General features: G+C 63.3%; 18 protein-coding genes. 11 read left to right on the forward strand and 7 right to left on the reverse strand.

Going from position 1 to position 17,747, the window contains the following annotated elements; translation table 11 throughout:
• Positions 1-93: 93 nt before the first annotated feature.
• Genes HNO81_RS07320 through HNO81_RS07340 form a run of 5 tightly spaced genes read left to right on the forward strand, consistent with a single transcriptional unit; the run spans position 94 to position 5,786 of the window.
• The gene (locus HNO81_RS07320; protein ID WP_175317468.1) at positions 94-1,419 is read left to right on the forward strand and encodes an extracellular solute-binding protein; all 1,326 of its coding nucleotides are present in this window, start codon (positions 94-96) and stop codon (positions 1,417-1,419) included.
• Positions 1,416-2,366 carry a carbohydrate ABC transporter permease gene (locus tag HNO81_RS07325; protein WP_175317469.1) on the forward strand — a complete coding sequence of 317 codons (951 nt, stop codon included), beginning with the start codon at positions 1,416-1,418 and terminating at the stop codon, positions 2,364-2,366. Before HNO81_RS07320 ends, HNO81_RS07325 begins: the two co-directional genes overlap by 4 nt.
• Positions 2,363-3,274 carry a carbohydrate ABC transporter permease gene (locus HNO81_RS07330; RefSeq protein WP_175317470.1) on the forward strand — a complete coding sequence of 304 codons (912 nt, stop codon included), beginning with the start codon at positions 2,363-2,365 and terminating at the stop codon, positions 3,272-3,274. Before HNO81_RS07325 ends, HNO81_RS07330 begins: the two co-directional genes overlap by 4 nt.
• Positions 3,275-3,318: 44 nt before the next feature.
• Positions 3,319-4,608, forward strand: a complete 1,290-nt coding sequence (locus tag HNO81_RS07335) for a glucarate dehydratase family protein (RefSeq protein ID WP_175317471.1) — start codon at positions 3,319-3,321, stop codon at positions 4,606-4,608.
• Positions 4,602-5,786, forward strand: coding sequence for a hypothetical protein (locus HNO81_RS07340; protein WP_175317472.1), 1,185 nt, complete (start codon positions 4,602-4,604; stop codon positions 5,784-5,786). Before HNO81_RS07335 ends, HNO81_RS07340 begins: the two co-directional genes overlap by 7 nt.
• 95 nt (positions 5,787-5,881) lie before the next feature.
• On the opposite strand, the gene HNO81_RS07345 is transcribed toward HNO81_RS07340, so the two are convergent.
• Complete coding sequence (locus tag HNO81_RS07345; RefSeq protein WP_175317473.1) at positions 5,882-6,322, reverse strand: hypothetical protein; 441 nt, start codon at positions 6,320-6,322, stop codon at positions 5,882-5,884.
• 330 nt (positions 6,323-6,652) lie between these two features.
• Here HNO81_RS07345 and HNO81_RS07350 point away from each other — a divergent pair, with 330 nt between their 5' ends.
• Entirely contained in the window at positions 6,653-6,811 is a 159-nt protein-coding gene (locus HNO81_RS07350; RefSeq protein ID WP_175317474.1) for a hypothetical protein, read from the forward strand.
• Between the two features lie 93 nt (positions 6,812-6,904).
• On the opposite strand, the gene HNO81_RS07355 is transcribed toward HNO81_RS07350, so the two are convergent.
• Both HNO81_RS07355 and HNO81_RS07360 read right to left on the reverse strand, forming a co-directional pair.
• A complete protein-coding gene (locus tag HNO81_RS07355) occupies positions 6,905-8,143 on the reverse strand; it encodes an ABC transporter permease (protein ID WP_175317475.1) in 1,239 nt (412 codons plus the stop codon).
• Between the two features lie 2 nt (positions 8,144-8,145).
• Positions 8,146-9,075, reverse strand: coding sequence for an ABC transporter ATP-binding protein (locus HNO81_RS07360; protein ID WP_175317476.1), 930 nt, complete (start codon positions 9,073-9,075; stop codon positions 8,146-8,148).
• A 297-nt stretch (positions 9,076-9,372) separates the two neighbouring features.
• Here HNO81_RS07360 and HNO81_RS07365 point away from each other — a divergent pair, with 297 nt between their 5' ends.
• Both HNO81_RS07365 and HNO81_RS20400 read left to right on the forward strand, forming a co-directional pair.
• Positions 9,373-9,795: a hypothetical protein gene (locus tag HNO81_RS07365; protein ID WP_175317477.1), complete on the forward strand. Its 423-nt coding sequence runs from the start codon at positions 9,373-9,375 to the stop codon at positions 9,793-9,795.
• Between the two features lie 300 nt (positions 9,796-10,095).
• Positions 10,096-10,242 carry a hypothetical protein gene (locus tag HNO81_RS20400; RefSeq protein ID WP_371818190.1) on the forward strand — a complete coding sequence of 49 codons (147 nt, stop codon included), beginning with the start codon at positions 10,096-10,098 and terminating at the stop codon, positions 10,240-10,242.
• Positions 10,243-10,369: 127 nt separating this feature from the next.
• On the opposite strand, the gene HNO81_RS07375 is transcribed toward HNO81_RS20400, so the two are convergent.
• The gene (locus HNO81_RS07375) at positions 10,370-11,149 is read right to left on the reverse strand and encodes a hypothetical protein (protein ID WP_175317479.1); all 780 of its coding nucleotides are present in this window, start codon (positions 11,147-11,149) and stop codon (positions 10,370-10,372) included.
• Between the two features lie 1,084 nt (positions 11,150-12,233).
• Between HNO81_RS07375 and HNO81_RS07380 the strand changes: the two genes are divergently transcribed.
• The 3 genes from HNO81_RS07380 (at position 12,234) to HNO81_RS07390 (ending at position 13,536) form a co-directional block, all read left to right on the forward strand.
• Positions 12,234-12,494, forward strand: a complete 261-nt coding sequence (locus HNO81_RS07380; RefSeq protein WP_175317480.1) for a hypothetical protein — start codon at positions 12,234-12,236, stop codon at positions 12,492-12,494.
• Positions 12,495-12,540: 46 nt separating this feature from the next.
• On the forward strand, positions 12,541-13,011 hold the full coding sequence (locus tag HNO81_RS07385; RefSeq protein ID WP_175317481.1) for a hypothetical protein: 471 nt from the start codon (positions 12,541-12,543) through the stop codon (positions 13,009-13,011).
• 108 nt (positions 13,012-13,119) lie between these two features.
• Positions 13,120-13,536, forward strand: a complete 417-nt coding sequence (locus HNO81_RS07390; RefSeq protein WP_175317482.1) for a hypothetical protein — start codon at positions 13,120-13,122, stop codon at positions 13,534-13,536.
• Positions 13,537-13,811: 275 nt separating this feature from the next.
• Here the strand turns inward: HNO81_RS07390 and nrdF are convergent, their stop codons facing one another.
• The 3 genes from nrdF to nrdE all read right to left on the reverse strand — a co-directional run bounded on the left by nrdF (position 13,812) and on the right by nrdE (position 17,730).
• The gene (gene nrdF, locus HNO81_RS07395) at positions 13,812-14,786 is read right to left on the reverse strand and encodes a class 1b ribonucleoside-diphosphate reductase subunit beta (protein WP_018761532.1); all 975 of its coding nucleotides are present in this window, start codon (positions 14,784-14,786) and stop codon (positions 13,812-13,814) included.
• The gene (locus HNO81_RS07400; RefSeq protein WP_254703357.1) at positions 14,783-15,451 is read right to left on the reverse strand and encodes an NUMOD3 domain-containing DNA-binding protein; all 669 of its coding nucleotides are present in this window, start codon (positions 15,449-15,451) and stop codon (positions 14,783-14,785) included. The genes nrdF and HNO81_RS07400 overlap by 4 nt, the downstream gene beginning before the upstream one ends.
• A gap of 158 nt (positions 15,452-15,609) precedes the next feature.
• Positions 15,610-17,730 (reverse strand): class 1b ribonucleoside-diphosphate reductase subunit alpha, encoded by a 2,121-nt coding sequence (gene nrdE / locus HNO81_RS07405; protein ID WP_175317570.1) that lies wholly within the window; start codon positions 17,728-17,730, stop codon positions 15,610-15,612.
• Between the last annotated feature and the right edge of the window lie 17 nt (positions 17,731-17,747).

Below are 17,747 nucleotides of genomic sequence, written 5' to 3' on the forward strand. Positions count from 1 at the left end.
CCTGATATTGACAGCGTGTGATGACGATCATACTCTCATGAAGTACGTTTCATATCGTAACAGCCATTCACATATATAAAAGGGAGAATCAAAGTGGATTCGAAAATCAAGACGCGCTCCTGCACCGCGGCGGCCATGGCCCTGGCGGCTGCAGCCGTGCTGACCGGCTGCGGGGGTGGCTCTTCGGCCCCGGCGGCCAAGGATGACGGGCAGCCCATCGAGGTATGGGCACGCGCGGGCACCGACGCCGCCACCACGTATTCGGCTTTGTTCAAGGAGTTCACCGCCAAGACGGGCGTGCAGGTCAACTTCCAGGGCGTCCCCGACCTGGACCAGCAGCTGCAGACCCGGGCAGCTTCCAAGAAACTGCCGGACCTCGTCATCAACGACTCCGCTGCCCTGGGCAACTACACTGCGCAGGGCTACCTGCAGAAGATCGACAAGTCTTCCGTGGCAGGCAACGACACCATCGCCGACTCCCTCTGGAAGGAGACAGTGGGCCTGGACGGCGCGACCTACGGCGTCCCGTTCTCCCGGCAGACCATGGTGACCTTAATCCGCAAGGACTGGCGCGAAAAGCTCGGCCTGCCCGTGCCCACCACCCAGGAGGAACTGGCCAAGCTTGCAACCGCCTTCGCCACCCAGGATCCCGACGGCAACGGACAGGCCGACACTTACGGCATGACCGTCCCCGGCTCCACCGAACGCGGATACCTGGGCTGGTGGGCCTCGTCCTACCTGTGGCAGGACGGCGGCTCCTACCTCAAGGACGAAGGGAACGGAAAGTACTCTGCCGCCGCTTCCGGCGCACAGCAGGGCGTCACCTGGATCAAACAGCAGTTCTGCACTCCAGGCAACACCCAGCCGGGCGCCCTCACGGCCGCCACCAGCGTAGCGTCCCCGTTCTTCCAGACGGGCAAAACCGGCATCATCCTCACCGGCCCGTACAACTTCTCTTCCTTTGATACGTCGCTGGGCAAGGACAAGTACGAAGTCATTCCAACCCCCAAGGGCACCAAGGACAACACTGTCCTCGCCGAGGGGGAAAACATCTACGTCACGGCCACCAACGGCAAAAAGGACCAGACCAAGCAGGTCATCGATTACCTGGTCTCGGCAGATGGACAGAAGGCCGGCATGACGGCAGGGAAGCAGCCAATCGTCCGGGTTCCCGTGAACTCCAAGGTCGACGCCGCCGCTGTCTACAACGATCCCCGCTGGTCCGTGGTCCAGGCCGCCCTCAAGAATTCCTCCAAGTCCTTCCCCTCGGCCATCAACTTCGTGCCGATCAAACAGGCTGCTGCCGAAGCACTGAACAAGATCGTCTCGGACTGCGGTACCGACAACGTCGCCTCCGGCCTCAAAGACCTCGACACCGCCATCAACAACGAACTGGCAAGCCAGAACGCGAAGTCATGACCGCAACTCCGACAAAACCGGCCAACACCCAGGCGCCGCCGAGGCCCGGCGGCCCTGTTCAACAACGCAAAGCGCGCCGCAACAACAGCCAGCTTCTTGCCATCTGGCTGTTCCTTATCCCGGCGGCCCTGCTGGGGGTGTACTTCAAGTTCATCCCCATGGTGGAGGGGATCAGGCTGAGCTTCTTCAAGGTGCAGCCGTTCCTGGGTGACGTCTTCGTGGGCCTGGACAACTATTTGGCCGTCCTGACAGATGTCCGCTTCATGGAAGCATTGGGCCACACGGTGATCCTGGGCCTCACCCAAACGCTCGGCGCACTGGTGGTGGGCTTCGCGCTTGCCCTGCTCCTGGAAGGCCAGGCCCGGTCGCTGTGGATCCTTCGCACCACCATCTTCCTGCCGGTCGTCACGGCACTGGCCGTCGTGGGCGAAATCTGGCGGATCCTGTACTTCCCCACGGCAGACGGACCGTTGAACAGCATCCTCGGCTGGCTCGGCCTGGGCCCGCTGCAGTTCCTCAACGGAACGGACACCGCCCTCTGGTCCATCGCCGTCGTCGGAATCTGGTCGGGGGCGCCGTACAACATGGTGATCATCCTCGCCGGCCTCACCGGTGTGGACCGCTCCCTGTATGAATCGGCGGGAGTTGATGGCGCCACCATCTGGCAGCGTTTGCGCTACATCACCCTGCCGGCGCTGCGGCCTTCCCTGGTGATAGTCCTGACGCTCGCCGCCATCCGCAGCCTGCGCAGCTTCACGGAGGTCTACGTCCTGACCGGTGGCGGCCCGGCGGGGTCCACAGAAGTCTGGATGACACGGATGTACTCCCTGGGCTTCCAGCGCAACGACATCGGCGTAGCCTCCGCGGCCGCCGTCCTCCTGCTGGTGGTCACCCTGCTGCTGACCGTCGGCACCCAACTCCTGGCCAAGAGGAAGGCAGCACGATGACCCACACGGTATCCCGCACCAGGACACGCCCGGCCAAACCGTCAGTAGGAGCACGATTCGACACCGCCCTTGGCTGGTCCCCCCGGCTGGGTCCGAACATGGTCCTGCGGATTGTGCTCTGCGTGCTTGTCTTCTGTATTTTTGCCCTGCCTTTCCTGGCCATTATTTCCGGCGCCTTCGACCGGAACTCCAGCCCCACCGACATTTCACTGCTGCCAAAGAGCTTCACATTGCGGAACTTCGAGGCCGCCACGGAACAAGGGTTGTGGGGCTACCTGCTCAACTCCCTGGTGGTGGCAGGCGGCGGGCTCCTGCTGCAGATGACGGTTTCCGTTTTCGCCGCCTACAGCCTGAGCCGGAAGAAGTTCCGCGGACAGGCCCTGGTGCTTCTGCTGGTGCTGATGACCATGATGCTGCCGGAAGAGATCATCGGCATCCCGCTGTCCCTGGTCCTTGGAGACCTGCCGCTGCTGGGCATCAGCCTGCGCGGCTCCGTCCTGGCCGTCATCCTTCCCGTCGGCATCTGGGGCTTCTCCATCTTCATCATGAGCGAATTCATGAAGGAGATCCCGGGTGAGATTGAAGAAGCCGCCCGGCTGGACGGCGTGGGCGAATTCAGGATGCTGTTCACGATCATCCTTCCGCTCTGCAAACCGGCCCTGGGCGTCATTGGCATCTTCGGCTTCATGATGGTGTGGGACCAGTACCTGCTGCCTCTCATCGCCGCCAACGATCCCAGCGACTACACCCTCACTGTTGCCCTCTCGGTGCTGCGCAATGACACCACGGTGGGCCCCGGCGTGCTGCTGGCCGGCGCCCTGATGGCAATGATTCCGAGCCTGCTGGTGTACCTCTTCCTGCAGCGGTCCATGATCCGCGGAATCACCTCCGGCGCCACCAAGGGATAGGCGGCCTGCCCGCTCCCCCGCCCCCTTTCCACGAAAGTAGTTCAATGAAAACCAGCTCCACCATCCAGGCAGCGTCAGCGCCCACCGCGGCGGACCTCACCATCACGGACATCACCATCACCCCCATCGCCTTTTCCGATCCGCCGCTGCTGAACGCCGTCGGGGTTCACGAACCCCTGGTCCACCGCGTGGTGATCGAAGTCCGGACGGCCAACGGACTGCTGGGCCTGGGCGAATGCGCCGGCGGACGCAGCCGGCTGGACAACCTGGCGGCGGGCGCCGCCGCCATCAAGGGCGTCAGCGTCTTTGAAACCTCGCGCATGGAGCAACTCATCGACCAGGCGCTGGATCCCTCCCTCTCAGCCTTCGAGCGTGCGGCAGTGTTCTCGGCCTTCGAAGTGGCGGCCCTGGACATCCAGGGGCATGCCACGGGCAGGACGGTCAGCGAGCTGCTGGGCGGCACCGTCCGCAACGAAGTCCCTTTCAGCGCCTACCTCTTTTACAAGTGGGCCGAGCACCCGGCGATGGACGGCAGAGCCGCCATCGGAGACGAATGGGGCGAAGCGCTGGACCCCGCCGGCATCGTGCGGCAGGCACAAAAGATGATCGCCGACTACGGCTTCAAGTCCATCAAGCTCAAGGGCGGGGTGCTGCCGCCGGCAGAGGAAATAGAGGCCATCAAGGCGCTCCGCGAAGCCTTCCCGGACATGCCGCTCCGGCTCGACCCGAACACGGCATGGACGGTGGAGACGTCGCAGTGGGTGGCCCGGGAAACTGACGGTCTGCTGGAGTACCTGGAGGATCCCACGCCCGGCCTGGAGGGCATGGGTGCCGTGGCCGCCACCGCACCCATGCCGCTTGCCACGAACATGTGCGTGGTGGCGTTCGAACATATCCGGCGGAGCGTCGAACTGGGCTCCGTCCAGGTCATCCTGGGTGACCACCACTACTGGGGCGGGCTGCGCCACACCCGTGAACTTGGGACCATCTGCGAAACGTTCGGCATAGGGTTGTCCATGCACTCGAACTCCCACCTGGGCATCAGCCTCGCCGCCATGGTGCACGTGGCCGCGGCCACCCCGGCCCTGACGTACGCCTGCGATACCCACTACCCCTGGAACGGGCACAACGATGTGGTCAAGCCCGGTGTCCTCCGGTTCGTGGACGGCAGCGTCCGGGTGCCCACCGGGACAGGACTGGGCGTGGAATTGGACCGGGAAAAGCTGGCCGAACTTCACCAGCAGTACCTGGATGCCCGGATGACGGCCCGGGATGACACCGGCTATATGCAGCGCTTCGTGCCCGGATTCACGGCGGATCTTCCCCGGTGGTAGGCACGCAGGCGCCACAGGTCACGGGCTATCTCTACCCGTGGGACGTGCTGGGTGACTCCGCCGCGGTTGCCTGGATTACGGGCAGCGGCGTGGACCGCGTGGCGCTTGCGGCGGCCTACCACTCGGTCCGTGCCGGCACCCCGCGGCACCCCTCCCGCCGCGTGGTGGATGCCCGCTCCGCGGCGCTCTACGTTCCCGCCGGCAATGCGTTCGCGGGCCGGCCCCTGGTCCCCGTCAGCGCGGAGGCGTGGACTGGAACGGACAACTCTTTCGGCACGGCGGCTTCGGCGCTGCGGGCAGCCAACGTTCCGGTGGACGCCTGGACTGTCCTGACCCACTCGAGCGCGGCCGGCGGAAACAACCCCGGCCTGTGCGTCCGCAACGCGTTCGGCGAGGTGTACCGCTACGCGTTGTGCCCGTCGCACCCGTCAGTGCGTGAGTACGCGGCCGGGATCGTGGCCCAGGTCCTGGCCCACGGCCGCCCGGACGGCCTCATCCTGGAGGCCGTGGGACCGCTCGGATTCAGCCACCAGAACCGGCACGAGAAGACGGAGGGGGCAGAGTACTCGCCGTTTGTCCAGGCGCTGCTGTCACTGTGTTTTTGCGCGGCATGCTCGGATTCCTATGAGGCGCGGGGGCTCTCCGCCACCGTGTACCAGGACCGGGTACGCGCCGCGGTCGTCCGGTCAGAGGATCCGGAACTGACAGCGGCCACGGCGGCCGACAGCCATGACTTCCTGCCGCTGCTGGAAGTCCGGTGGGAAGCCGCGGCGGCGCTGCTGGATCAGTGCCTGGCAGCCATCGATGCCTCAGGGTCCTGTCCCCGCTTATCCCTGCACGCCTCGCCGGACCCCTGGAGCACGGGACCTTTCCTGCCGGTGGAGGCACTGCGCCGGAGCCGGCTCTGGGGGCAGCGTGGTGACGCCACCGCCGTCGTGCCTTGCTGGGGAAGTCCACGTGAGGGCGCGCTGACGGTCGAGGCCATGACAGCCGCGGGACTGCGCACTGGCGCGTACGTGTTGGCGTTGCCGCCTAAAACGCCTGACGGCGGCGGGTTGGCCAAGGAGTGGGCCGCGCTGCACGCGGCGGGCGCCGATGAACTGCACGTGTATCACCTGGGACTCGCCTCGACCAGGCGGCTTTCGGCGATTTCGCAGGCAGTCGCAAACCTGCGCTAGGGGTGCGGCATCGCAGCCAACCGGCGCGGCCGGCCGGGCACAAGGGACGGGACCGGGGCCAGCGCGTGCACGGATCGCGGCTGCTGGCCCTTTCCTCACCGGACCGCCACGTCCCTCCAGACGGCCAAACGTCCCACGGCTGCGGCGAGGCCAACCGTTGACCACAACCCCAGGGCCTCGATCGACCAGCCGAAACCGAGCGTGGAACCAAGGGCCCAGAAGCAAAGCGTCGGCACGATGAAGAACGCAGCAACATGGATCCATTGGTTCCGGACCGGACGGAGCAGGAGCCCAAGGATCCAGGCCAGGGGGACGCCGGCAGCGAACGCAATGCCGTAGCCGTACATCAGCACCATCAGTGCGAGGTTGAGCAGGAACCCCTGGGACGTGGCCGCCAGCACGGCGTACAGGCCGAGCAGCCACAGCGTCGTCGTGATGGCCCAGCCCTTGAACAGCGCCCGGCCGGTGAGGATGACGCCCCTCCGGATCAGGACCTCGCCGCCCGGAGTAGCGTCGGCGCCGGGATCACGCGTCACTGCCCGCGCCCTTCAGCCTGGCGGCCGGCTGGCTGGGCGCCGGTACGGACCGCGAATCCTTGCCGTGGCATTCCACGCAGCCAAGGGCAGGTTTCTCCGTCATGCCACCTGAGCGTACCCCCTTGCGCCCCGTCCACTGCCTCCTGGTAACGTTTCAACGATGGGGGCCGACAAGAGATCCGTCAGAGTTGTCATCGTTTTCCTCGCGGGCTTCGTGCCGTGGGCGCTGCTGTGGCAGTCGATAGGAGCGGTGACCGCGTTCTTTGCGGGCCTTGCCGTTGCCGTCGTTGTCTCGGTGCTCCTTTCCCGCGGAACGCGAAGGGCCCGCCGGTGAAATTCAGGTACGGCGCTTTGATCTCCGTGGCCACAGTAGTGCTGGCCTACTGCGTCTTCCGCATCGTCCAGGGTGCAACGGTGATGTGGCTGACCGCCCTCGGCATGGTGTGCGTCATCATTTCCACGGCCGTTACCAGCCGCAGGGAACGGTAAAGAGGCGCAGCCGCAGCGCTTTGCATCCGGTACTTTTCGTACCGGATCCGAAGCCTCCCCGGCGCCCGGCTGCTGTGCCGTGGATTCTTCTCCTTATTTAGCGGCGAGCTCGCTGCGGCGGAACGTCCCGGCGATGGAGAGTTTCCGGCCGTATTCGATGGACCCGTACCTGAACAGGTGGACGGCAAGGCGCAGGATGACAAACCCGACGACGAACAGTTCGACCACCACGATGGTTGCTTCGACGGCGTTCAGGGTACCGAAACCGTTGCGGAGCAGGGCAGTCACCGGTGCAGTGAGCGGGAAGTACGTGAAGATCTGCACGATCAGCGCATCCGGGTTGGAGATGATCAGGCTGAATGTGTAGAAGGGGATGAACATCATGGCCACCAGCGGGCCGAAGACGGTGCCGGCCTCCTTGGCAGTGGGCATGATTGCCCCAATGGCCACCAGGACCCCCGTAAACACCGTGAACCCGCCCAGCGTGAGCAGGGCCCCTGCAATGATGGGCCCGGGCTCGAAGACCAGGGCGGTCAGGTCAACCTCAGGCAAGGCCAGGCGGTCCCGGAAGAACAGGTAGGCCAGGCCAACTGGGGCCAGGAACACCAGGATCTGGACCAGGCCGACGGCGAACAGCGAGATGATCTTGCCGGTGATCAAAGTGGTGGGGTTGAGGGTGGTCAGGATCATTTCGGTGACCCGGTTTTCTTTCTCCTCAAGGGTTGAGTTCAGCATCTGGTTTGAAAGAAGGATCATCGAAAAGTAGAACACCACGAGGAAAAGGAGCGGCGGGATGATTCCGCCGACGCCTGCCGCGGCGCTGCCGTCCCTGAAGGTTTCGGATTCGAATTTCACGGCCCCGGTCAGGGCGGCCGTCAGCTGCGGCGAGCCCACCTGGTTCTGGGCCGAGACCGCCAGAAGCTGCTTGGCCTTTGCCTGGTATTTGTCGTTCTCGAACATGCCTTTGTCGGCGCCGTAGACCTTCACTGTCTCCTTCGCCGGGTCGGCGGGGTAGGCGAAGTAGGCATCGGAGGTACCGTCCTTCACGGCGGCGATCGCAGCCTCCGGATCGCTGCTGACCGTCCCGCCGGCCAGCTTGGCAGCAGAGGGCACAATGATCCCGGAGGCGTCGGAGTACGTGAACGCGAACCGCGCGCTCTTCTGCGCGTCCGCGGTGTCCTTGGTGCTGGCGTTGGACGCATATACGAGGGCGAAGATGAGCACGAGGATCACCGGAAGCGCCAGGGTGGCGATCACGAAGCCCCGCTTCTTGATGGTCCGGACGAATTCGAACGAAATGACGGTGCCGAGGTTGTGCTGTGTCAGTGCCATGGTCAGCCTTCTCCGAGTTCGTGCTGTTCGCCGTAGACCTTGATGAAGATTTCATCCAGGGAGATCCGTGCCGGGGTGAATGAACGGACCCCTGCGCCGGCTTCCACCAGTACCCGAAGGACCTCCTCCTCGGTTGCCCCGGCCCGCGGCGACAGTTCGGCCCGGCCGTCTTCATCGGAGACGACGTCGAACAAGGCTGACGCGGGCAACGAACCGTCGTGGGTGACCCGGTAGACGGTACCGCCGAACTCCTCCTGGACAGCCTCCACGGTGCCGTAGGCGCGGGAAACGCCGTCCTTGAGCAGGATGACGCGGTCGCAGAGCCGCTCTACTTCCTCCATCTGGTGGGTGACCATGATGACTGTGGCGCCGGCCCGTTTGTGTTCTTCGATGATGTCCATCAACAGGCGCCGGTTGACCGGGTCAAAGCCCTTGGTGGGCTCGTCGAGGATGAGCAGCCCCGGGTTGTTCATGATGGTGACACCGAGCTGGACTTTCTGCTGCTGGCCGCTGGACAGCTTATCCAGGCGGATCTTGGCTTTGCCTGCCAGCCCCACCCGCTCCAGGTACTCCTCGGACCAGGACCGGGCCGCGGACTTGGACAATCCTTTGAGCCGGCCGAAATAGACCATCACGTCCAGGACCTGTTCCTTCTTGTACAGTCCCCGCTCTTCGGGCAGGTAGCCGAGGCTGGCCCCGTCCCGCGGTTCAAAGACCTTCCCGCCGATGTGCAGCGTGCCGGCCGTGGGCCGGTAGATTCCCAGGAGCGCCCGGAGAGTGGTGGTCTTCCCCGACCCGTTGGACCCCAGGAACCCGAACGTCTCCCCCGCATGGACGTCGAAGGACAGGTCACGGATGACCGTGGTGTCCCCGAAGTCCATCCGGAAGTCCTTGATGTGCACAAGCGGCTCCGCCGCGTCCCCCAACGTCATGTCCCCAGCCTATCGGCTCGCCTGCCTTCCGTCCCCGGCGTATTCCCACGCTTCGACGCCGGGTCACACAGGGATGTGAATGCATCCTTGACGGGCAGACCATCAGCATGCTTATGATGTTGCCATTCGGATGGGGATCCGGTTGTGGGGAAGCGAAAAGGGTGCGCTCAGCGAACGGGGCGCACCCTTTGCTTGTCCTGAAGGACATCGCGGGCCGCTGCCAAAGCTTTCCTGAATCGATCCCGCGGCTGGCTTTCGTACCGGTACCGTGGCGGAGCCTGCAGGAAAGGGGGCCACATGAAGCGGCTGCTTCGGATTTGCCTGGTGTTCCTTTTCATTGCCGCCGCTCAAACCCTCATTACGCTAGCCCGTCCCCTGCTGGGCGGGGAAGAAATCGGACCCGAACGCGTCCTCCTGTCAGCTGCCGCAGGCCTCGTGGGTGCCGCCGTTCTCTTTGCCGTCGTCCGCTGGCAGCAGGCCCGGGAGAGCAGGAAGCCCACGGGATTCCCGACGACGATGCGGTTCCGCACGGCGGTTTCGCGCGGGAGGCTTCCGGCCGAAGCTGACCGGGAGCAATGGCAACGTGAGCTGTCCAAAACCATCCGAGTGGAGAGGCCTTTCATCTGGATTGGCCCGCTGATGTTCAGGGGCTTTGCCGTCGTCGGTGTATTCATGGTTGCAGCCGATACCGGCCACCGTGGTTCTGGGTGTTTTGCATAGCCGTCTTCGCCGGCCTGGCCATGTGGGCGCCGGTCTCCGTCCTCCGACGGCGGCGCAAGATGGTATCGCTGATCTCCCAGGCCAGGGAAGGCCAGTAATCATAAGGCGGCGCCGGAAGTTGGCGTTGGCCGGCCGTCCGCACTGAAACCGATCGTCCCGTTGATTGCCACGTAGGTGACCGGATGGGAGACTGCGGGATGGGGAAACAAAAGGGGGACAAATAATGGGTGTAGATCTTGGCGCGGTACTCGCCATCGGACTTGGCGTGGCCGCTCTGCTGCCATCGTCATCCTCACCGTTGTGGCGGTGGTGCAGATACTTCGAGTCCCGTTTACGGATGAGCCACTGCTGCGCTGGCTCTGGCTGGCGGCCGTGGTCGCAGGCCCCGCGGTCGGCCCGGGATTCTGGTTTCTGATGCGGTCGAACAACTCCCGCTGGGCGCGGTAATCAGTACAGGAGCCGACAGGGACGTATTTTCGGAAGGCGAACCAAGGACCCGGCACGATCAGCCGGCCTTGATGATCCTTGGTCTTGGCTAGGTTTGCGCGTAGGGAGCAGACCCTGGCATCAGCAGCTATGGCGTCGGAACAAGTTTGAAGGCGTAACGGGTCTTGACCTCGGCGCTTGGGGCCATGGTGAAATCTGCGCCGTTGGTCTGCAACTCCACCCGGGACGTGAAGACCTCGCCGTTGCAGGGAACGAGTACTGGAGCCAAAATTTGTGCTCCCGCCCAGCTGGAAACTGTTAGCTCAGCTTCTGGTGCCCCCTCGCAGAGGAACTGCACCTCGTAGCTGCCCGCATCTGCCGACACTCCGTGCCCGGTGGTCGAACGTGAGGCTGCGGATCCCGCGAACTCCCCAGGCAGCCGTGGTTGCAGTTGCTGGGCTGACCACTCCGACATGTCCTGCAGCTCTGAAGCGCGGGGATCAGTATTGGGTTGAAGGGTGACACCCGCTGCGGCCAGCTTGTCCAGGGGCGCTACGGCTCGGATGGTGATGGGCCCTCCGGCGTGCCGGATGAACCGCTCCAGAACGGCGTCACACCTGTAGGGAACCGTCATTGTCGGCTTTTCACTGTGAACGATCGAGACCTCGACGCCGTGGACGCCGGCACATGCGCTCCTGACCGTGTAGTCACCGGGGGCGAGGACAACCGACAGTTCCCCCAGAGGCTTCCGGTCGGTCGGCATTCCAGGCTCGTCCCCAGATGCATCGAGCAGGCGCGCCACCTTGCCGAGGTTCTCCTCCATGGAAGGCTTTTGCCCGGTGCTGGACGGAGCGGGTGAACTGACCACTGCATCCGCCGGCCCCGTGTACTCACATCCTGCCAGCGGGACGATAAGGACTGTTGCCATAAACCAGCAGGTCATTGAACGCATATGCTTTGCTTCCCCCAGAGCTCGCTTCGTTCAGAGTCTAGTCCCCGGCCGCACCCAGGTTATGACAGCGGGCCACCTCCCGTGGAGGTCGACACCCATGTGCGTCGTGTTTGTCGCGATGACGCTGTTGGTTGCCGAAAAGCGCCTCCACGGAACCGTCGACAACTCGATGATGGCGTGGTTGACTCGATGAAACCGATGGCAGAGGGGGACTGCTTATGTATCCGGTAGGGCTGGGCCCAGATTGCGTTAGCCAATGCCGAAGCGCTGCCGCGACGATCGTCCGGTGGCCTAATTACGCCGGGTACCCACGTTGAGCCGCAGAACCTCGAGTGCGGTGCGGTTCGGGCTTCGCCTGTTTCTCCTTATGACTGTCCTGCTGCAGCTATGGGTCGTGCCCGCCTCGGTCGAGCGGGCGGTTTTAGCTTTTCCTGAAGTCGAGCCACTCGCCGGCCAAGCAATCGTCTGGGGTGTCTGCGCGATTGTGTGTTGGCAAGCCATCGCAGTCCTGGCTTTGCGGCTGGTTTGGCGAACTGGTGAAATCACTGAGGTCGTATCGGCTCGACGCTGGCTCTACGCGGTAATCGGATGCCTCCTCACCTTTTCCGGCCTCGTAGTTTCGGCTTTCGTCGCACTAAACGAACAGGGATACGCGCCGCCGGGCGTGATGCTCGGACTCATGGGAGGCGGACTACTAACGCTGATCGCGGCAGGTGTCCTTGCCCTCGTCGTTGAAAGTGGGTCCTAACTCCGCGTGCGCACGGGAATGCCCGGCTCGGGGCCAGCGCCGTCGGCGCTGTAGCAGCGGGGTTCGTTGTGAGCCGCCTTTCCCGTCGGGAACGCGGGTGAGCGTCTTGCGCGGCGCCGTCGTCGGCTTGGCCCTCTTTCTCCTCCTCAGCGCCGTCGGTGGGATGCTGATCGGCCGGACTGAGGTGTGGCCGACAGCGCTTGCCATGATCCTCGTCATTGCGTCAATGGTGTTGGGCGGCCGGAAGGCGACTGCCGCACTGCCCAGGCGGAAGCGTCAGCCGTGAAGCCGAGGAAGTCCCCGTCCTGGCCCTTGACCCGAGTGTGGGCCTGGGTAGTCGGCCTTGTCGTCGTCGTCATTTTCGTTCTGCCATGGTCCCTGCTCTGGGTGGGACGCTGCGTCGACTATGCACCGGGCTACGGGGAAAGCTTCTGCGAAAGCGGGCCGGTGATCGGCCAGCCCGCAGCAGGAATAGTGGGTGCAGTATCGGCGCTTCTCATGCTGTACTGCCTGTACCGGATCGTACGCATCCTGATCCAGCGCTGGAGAAACCAGCCGGCCCGGACCAAATAGTCCGCCCTGCGGCCCATCACTCGGGCACCGGTCGTAGACTCGGTCCATGAAAAAGGGTTGGGGGATCCTGGGGACGCTGCTGTTTGCCACATCGTCCGTCACCGGCTGCGGGGCCGCATGCAGTGCCGTGGGCTACGTCAGCATCATCACCGTCACCCTTGAAGGGCACGCGGCGGCTGTTGACGAGGTGCAATTGTGCAGCGACCAGGGGTGCTCCCAACGGTCGGCGGACGAGACTGCCGGCTCTGTCCAGACGGTTGCTCCAGGATCATCTGCGGATCCGTCCCCATCCCACGTCATGCAGCCGGCCTTCCTCTCTTCACGGAAGGACGCCACCACATGGCAGTTCACCGTCGCCCAAAGCGGTAACCCGCACCGCGTGACGGTCCGCGCCCTGGGCGCCGACCACACGGTCCTGGCACAGCAGCAGAACGACCTGGTCTGGACGTCGGCGGAAGGCTACGCGCCGTGTCCCGGCCCCGTCACAACACCGTCTATCACCCTCAAAGTCCCCTAGCGCTTTTAGTTCATCCGAAAGCTTGGATCAACTTCGTAGCCTCAGGCCTCCTCCCGCTGTACCGTCGTCCGAGGATTAGTTAGCGGGCATGGGGGTCGAATGGGCGGCGTGGACGATCTGCTGGCAGCGTCCGACGATCGGTGGTCCGCGGCAGAACGACGGTCAGCAGGCGTCGCCGACAAGGGACTCGGCAAAGCACTCGGGGTTTACTTCACCCTTTACTTTCCGCTCGGCCTTGCGTTGCTCTTCGGCATTGGGGTTGCACGTGGGATGCTGCTGTTCCGCGGCGAATGGGCTGACACGCTCTCCTACCTGTTCCTCGGGACTGCGCTGGCATGGCTCGGAGCCTTTTCCGGAGGCATCATCTACAACGCGAAAGTCATTCGTCCAGCCGTGGACATGGGAACGATGGGTGTCCTCATGTCCCTCACCGCCAGCGAGCAAAAACAGCTTCGACGGGAAATACTCAGCAAGGTTCCGGTGGAACCGAGGCACATCTCTGTCAAACGTGCGGCAGCGGTCTAGATGCGTAAAGGGCTGGCCACCCAGCTCATCGTGCTGGCGCCCCTCCTCGAGTTTCAGTTCCTGTTCCAAGTACTGAACGCGAAGTTTTCTGTCTGGTGGTGGTTCATGGGACTCCTGGCCATCGCATTTGGAGTATCCCTTATCGTCCCGGCCCGCCAATTCCGGGCCCTCGGACGGTTCCTTTCCGCCACATCAGAACTCACATAAAACACGGCGCCCGCTGCCTCTGTGTCAGCTGATGGACACAGTGGCAGCGGGCGCCGGCGAGCGTTGGACTAGAAGTCCCAGTCCTCGTCTTCGGTGTTCACGGCCTTGCCGATCACGTAGGAGGAGCCGGACCCTGAGAAGAAGTCGTGGTTCTCGTCGGCGTTCGGGGACAGTGCGGAGAGGATGGCCGGGTTCACGTCGGTGACGGAAGCCGGGAACATGGCCTCGTAGCCCAGGTTCATCAGGGCCTTGTTGGCGTTGTAGTGCAGGAACTTCTTGACGTCCTCCGCCAGGCCGACGCCGTCGTACAGGTCATGCGTGTACTGGACCTCGTTCTCGTACAGCTCGAACAGCAGCTCGAACGTGTAGTCCTTGATCTCCTGGCGCTTCTCCTCGGAGACCTTCTCCAGGCCCTTCTGGAACTTGTAGCCGATGTAGTAGCCGTGCACGGCTTCGTCGCGGATGATCAGGCGGATCAGGTCTGCCGTGTTCGTCAGCTTGGCGCGTGAGGACCAGTACATGGGCAGGTAGAAGCCCGAGTAGAACAGGAAGCTCTCCAGCAGCGTGGAGGCCACCTTGCGCTTCAGGGGGTCGTCGCCCTGGTAGTAGTCCATGACGATCTGTGCCTTCTTCTGAAGGTTCTCGTTCTCGGTGGACCAGCGGAACGCCTCGTCGATCTCCTTGGTGGAGGCCAGCGTGGAGAAGATGGAAGAGTAGCTCTTGGCGTGGACCGACTCCATGAACGCGATGTTCGTGTAGACGGCCTCTTCGTGCGGGGTCAGCGCATCCGGGATCAGCGAGACGGCGCCGACGGTGCCCTGGATGGTGTCCAGCAGGGTCAGGCCGGTGAACACGCGCATAGTGAGCTGCTGCTCTGCCGGGGTCAGGGTGTTCCACGACTGGACATCGTTGGACAGCGGCACCTTCTCGGGCAGCCAGAAGTTGTTGACCAGGCGGTTCCAGACATCCACGTCCTTGTCGTCCTGGATGCGGTTCCAGTTAATAGCCTCGACGTGGCTAAGGAGCTTTACTTTCTCGGTCATGATTCCGACTCACTTTCTGAAGAGAGACTTGGTTTGGCTGAGTCCTCGACGCAGTACTTGCAGTCGGCCTTCTCGATGCCTTTGTTGGTGTGATGTCTGGTGTGTGCGCTTCGCTTGCTGGAAGGCATCGTGCGGCCCTTCCGTACTGCTGACATTTTCGCACGTGTTTCGGCGCTGGCCTTCTTCCCGAAGTTGGGATTGCCGGCACCTTTTCTGGCTTCGGACAGCGCCGCACGGGACTCCGGGCTCAGTGCCTGTCCATAGCGCGGATGATCCGGACCAAACTTTCCATAGGCGGGATTGTTAGGACCAGATATCGTGCCCTTTCGTTCACGAGACCACTTTGCCCGCTGCTCCAAGCTGTGGTTCTTGCCGTAAAAGGGGGCACCCGGTCCAGACTCCCTTTTAGTCTTGCGTCCGGTTGACCGGATTCGCGCGGCTTCACGCATCGCCTCCGACCATACGACGCCAGTCGGTCCAAGACCCCCATCTGCCAGATTTAGTAGCCGGTCGCCCTCACGACGCAGGTAGCTAATCCAGTCCATTTCGGCTTGGCCCAACTCCGCTAACCCTTCGATCCAGTCCAGCTCATCAGCAATCAAATGTGCTGGGTCCTGCTTTCGCACCCAGTCGTAGAAGGGCGTCTTGCGTCCTCCCGCCGCCACGCGAAGATGCTGATAGAAACGACGACTGGCCGTCTTGGTGGTGATCCCGACGTAGCGGTACTCAACCTCCCACCGAAGCCGGATGCCTTAGACCAAGCCGCCCGTCGCCGTCGTCGTTTCCTTCCTCCCGCTCACGCAAAATCAACCTTTTCTGGTTGTCAGAGCATGCAGCTGACGCAGCCTTCCACCTCGGTCCCTTCCAGCGCGAGCTGGCGAAGGCGGATGTAGTAGATGGTCTTGATGCCCTTTTTCCAGGCGTAGATCTGGGCCTTGTTGATGTCGCGGGTGGTGGCGGTGTCCTTGAAGAACAACGTCAGCGACAGGCCCTGGTCCACGTGCTGGGTGGCGGCAGCGTAGGTGTCGATGACCTTCTCGTAGCCGATCTCGTACGCGTCCTGGTAGTACTCCAGGTTGTCGTTCGTCAGGTACGGCGCCGGGTAGTACACGCGGCCCAGCTTGCCTTCCTTGCGGATCTCGATCTTGGACGCCACCGGGTGGATCGAGGAGGTGGAGTTATTGATGTAGGAGATCGAACCGGTGGGCGGAACAGCCTGCAGGTTCTGGTTGTAGATGCCGTGCTCCATGACGGAAGCCTTCAGCGCCAGCCAGTCAGCCTGCGTGGGGATGTGCACGTCCCTGAAGAGCTCGCGGACCTTCTCGGTCTGCGGCACCCACTCCTGCTCCGTGTACTTGTCGAAGAACTCGCCGGAGGCGTACTTGGACTTTTCGAAGCCGCCGAACGTCTGGCCGGTTTCGATGGCCAGCAGGTTGGAGGCGCGGACCGCATGGAACACCACCGAGTAGAAGTAGATGTTGGTGAAGTCCAGGCCCTCTTCGGAGCCGTAGTGGACCCGCTCGCGGGCCAGGTAGCCGTGCAGGTTCATCTGGCCCAGGCCAATGGCGTGGCTCTGGTCGTTGCCCTTGGCGATGGACGGCACCGAGGTGATGTTGGACATGTCGGACACTGCGGACAGGGACCGGATGGCCGTCTCGATGGTCAGGCCGAAGTCCGGCGAGTCCATGGTCTTGGCGATGTTCAGCGAGCCGAGGTTGCAGGAAATGTCCTTGCCGGTCTCGTCGTAGGACAGGTCATCGTTGTACGTGGTGGGCTGGGAAACCTGGAGGATTTCCGAGCACAGGTTGGACATGATGATCTTGCCGTCGATCGGGTTGGCCCGGTTCACCGTGTCCTCGAACATGATGTAGGGGTAACCGGATTCGAACTGGATCTCGGCGAGGGTCTGGAAGAACTCGCGCGCCTTGATCTTGGTCTTCTTGATCCGGGAATCGTCCACCATCTCGTAGTACTTCTCGGTGACGGAGACGTCGGAGAAGGGCATGCCGTAGACGCGTTCCACGTCGTAGGGCGAGAACAGGTACATGTCCTCGTCCTTCTTGGCCAGCTCGAACGTGATGTCCGGGATGACGACGCCCAGCGAGAGGGTCTTGATGCGGATCTTCTCGTCAGCGTTCTCGCGCTTGGTGTCCAGGAACCGGTAGATGTCCGGGTGGTGTGCGTGCAGGTACACCGCTCCCGCACCCTGGCGGGCACCGAGCTGGTTGGCGTAGGAGAAGCTGTCCTCGAGGAGCTTCATCACGGGGATGACGCCGGAGGACTGGTTCTCGATCTGCTTGATGGGCGCGCCCACTTCACGGATGTTGGTCAGCGCGAACGCCACGCCGCCACCGCGCTTGGAGAGCTGCAGTGCGGAGTTGATGGAGCGGCCGATCGACTCCATGTTGTCCTCGATGCGGAGCAGGAAGCAGGAGACCAGCTCGCCGCGCTGCTTCTTGCCGGCGTTGAGGAAGGTGGGGGTGGCCGGCTGGAACCGGCCTTCGATGATTTCATCGACCATCTGCAGTGCGAGCTGCTCATTGCCGCGGGCAAGGTGCAGGGCAACCATGCAGACGCGGTCCTCGTAGCGCTCCAGGAACCGCTTGCCGTCGAACGTCTTCAGCGTGTAGGAGGTGTAGAACTTGAAGGCGCCCAGGAAGGTCTCGAACCGGAACTTCTTCTTGTAGGCGCGGTTGAACAGCTCACGGATGAAGTTCATCGTGTACTGGTCCAGCGTCTCGCGCTCGTAGTACTGGTTCTTCACCAGGTAGTCGAGCTTCTCTTCCAGGTCGTGGAAGAACACCGTGTTGTTGTTCACGTGCTGCAGGAAGTACTGATGGGCAGCCTCGCGGTCCGCACCGAACTGGATCTCGCCGTTGGGACCGTAGAGGTTCAGCATGGCGTTCAGCTCGTGATAGCCAAGACCCTTGTAGGCAGCGGGCATCTCCGGCTTCTCGGCCT

The sequence above is a fragment of the Pseudarthrobacter sp. C4D7 genome, assembly GCF_013359725.1.
GTDB lineage: Bacteria > Actinomycetota > Actinomycetes > Actinomycetales > Micrococcaceae > Arthrobacter.

Coding starts and splice junctions, on each gene's coding strand:
- HNO81_RS07375 (WP_175317479.1), bottom strand. CDS start 11,149: ATGGCAACAGTCCTTATCGTCCCGCTGGCAGGATGTGAGTACACGGGG.
- HNO81_RS07360 (WP_175317476.1), bottom strand. CDS start 9,075: ATGACGTTGGGGGACGCGGCGGAGCCGCTTGTGCACATCAAGGACTTC.
- HNO81_RS07330 (WP_175317470.1), top strand. CDS start 2,363: ATGACCCACACGGTATCCCGCACCAGGACACGCCCGGCCAAACCGTCA.
- nrdE (WP_175317570.1), bottom strand. CDS start 17,730: ATGCCCGCTGCCTACAAGGGTCTTGGCTATCACGAGCTGAACGCCATG.
- HNO81_RS07365 (WP_175317477.1), top strand. CDS start 9,373: ATGAAGCGGCTGCTTCGGATTTGCCTGGTGTTCCTTTTCATTGCCGCC.
- HNO81_RS07355 (WP_175317475.1), bottom strand. CDS start 8,143: ATGGCACTGACACAGCACAACCTCGGCACCGTCATTTCGTTCGAATTC.
- nrdF (WP_018761532.1), bottom strand. CDS start 14,786: ATGACCGAGAAAGTAAAGCTCCTTAGCCACGTCGAGGCTATTAACTGG.
- HNO81_RS07335 (WP_175317471.1), top strand. CDS start 3,319: ATGAAAACCAGCTCCACCATCCAGGCAGCGTCAGCGCCCACCGCGGCG.
- HNO81_RS07385 (WP_175317481.1), top strand. CDS start 12,541: ATGAAAAAGGGTTGGGGGATCCTGGGGACGCTGCTGTTTGCCACATCG.
- HNO81_RS07325 (WP_175317469.1), top strand. CDS start 1,416: ATGACCGCAACTCCGACAAAACCGGCCAACACCCAGGCGCCGCCGAGG.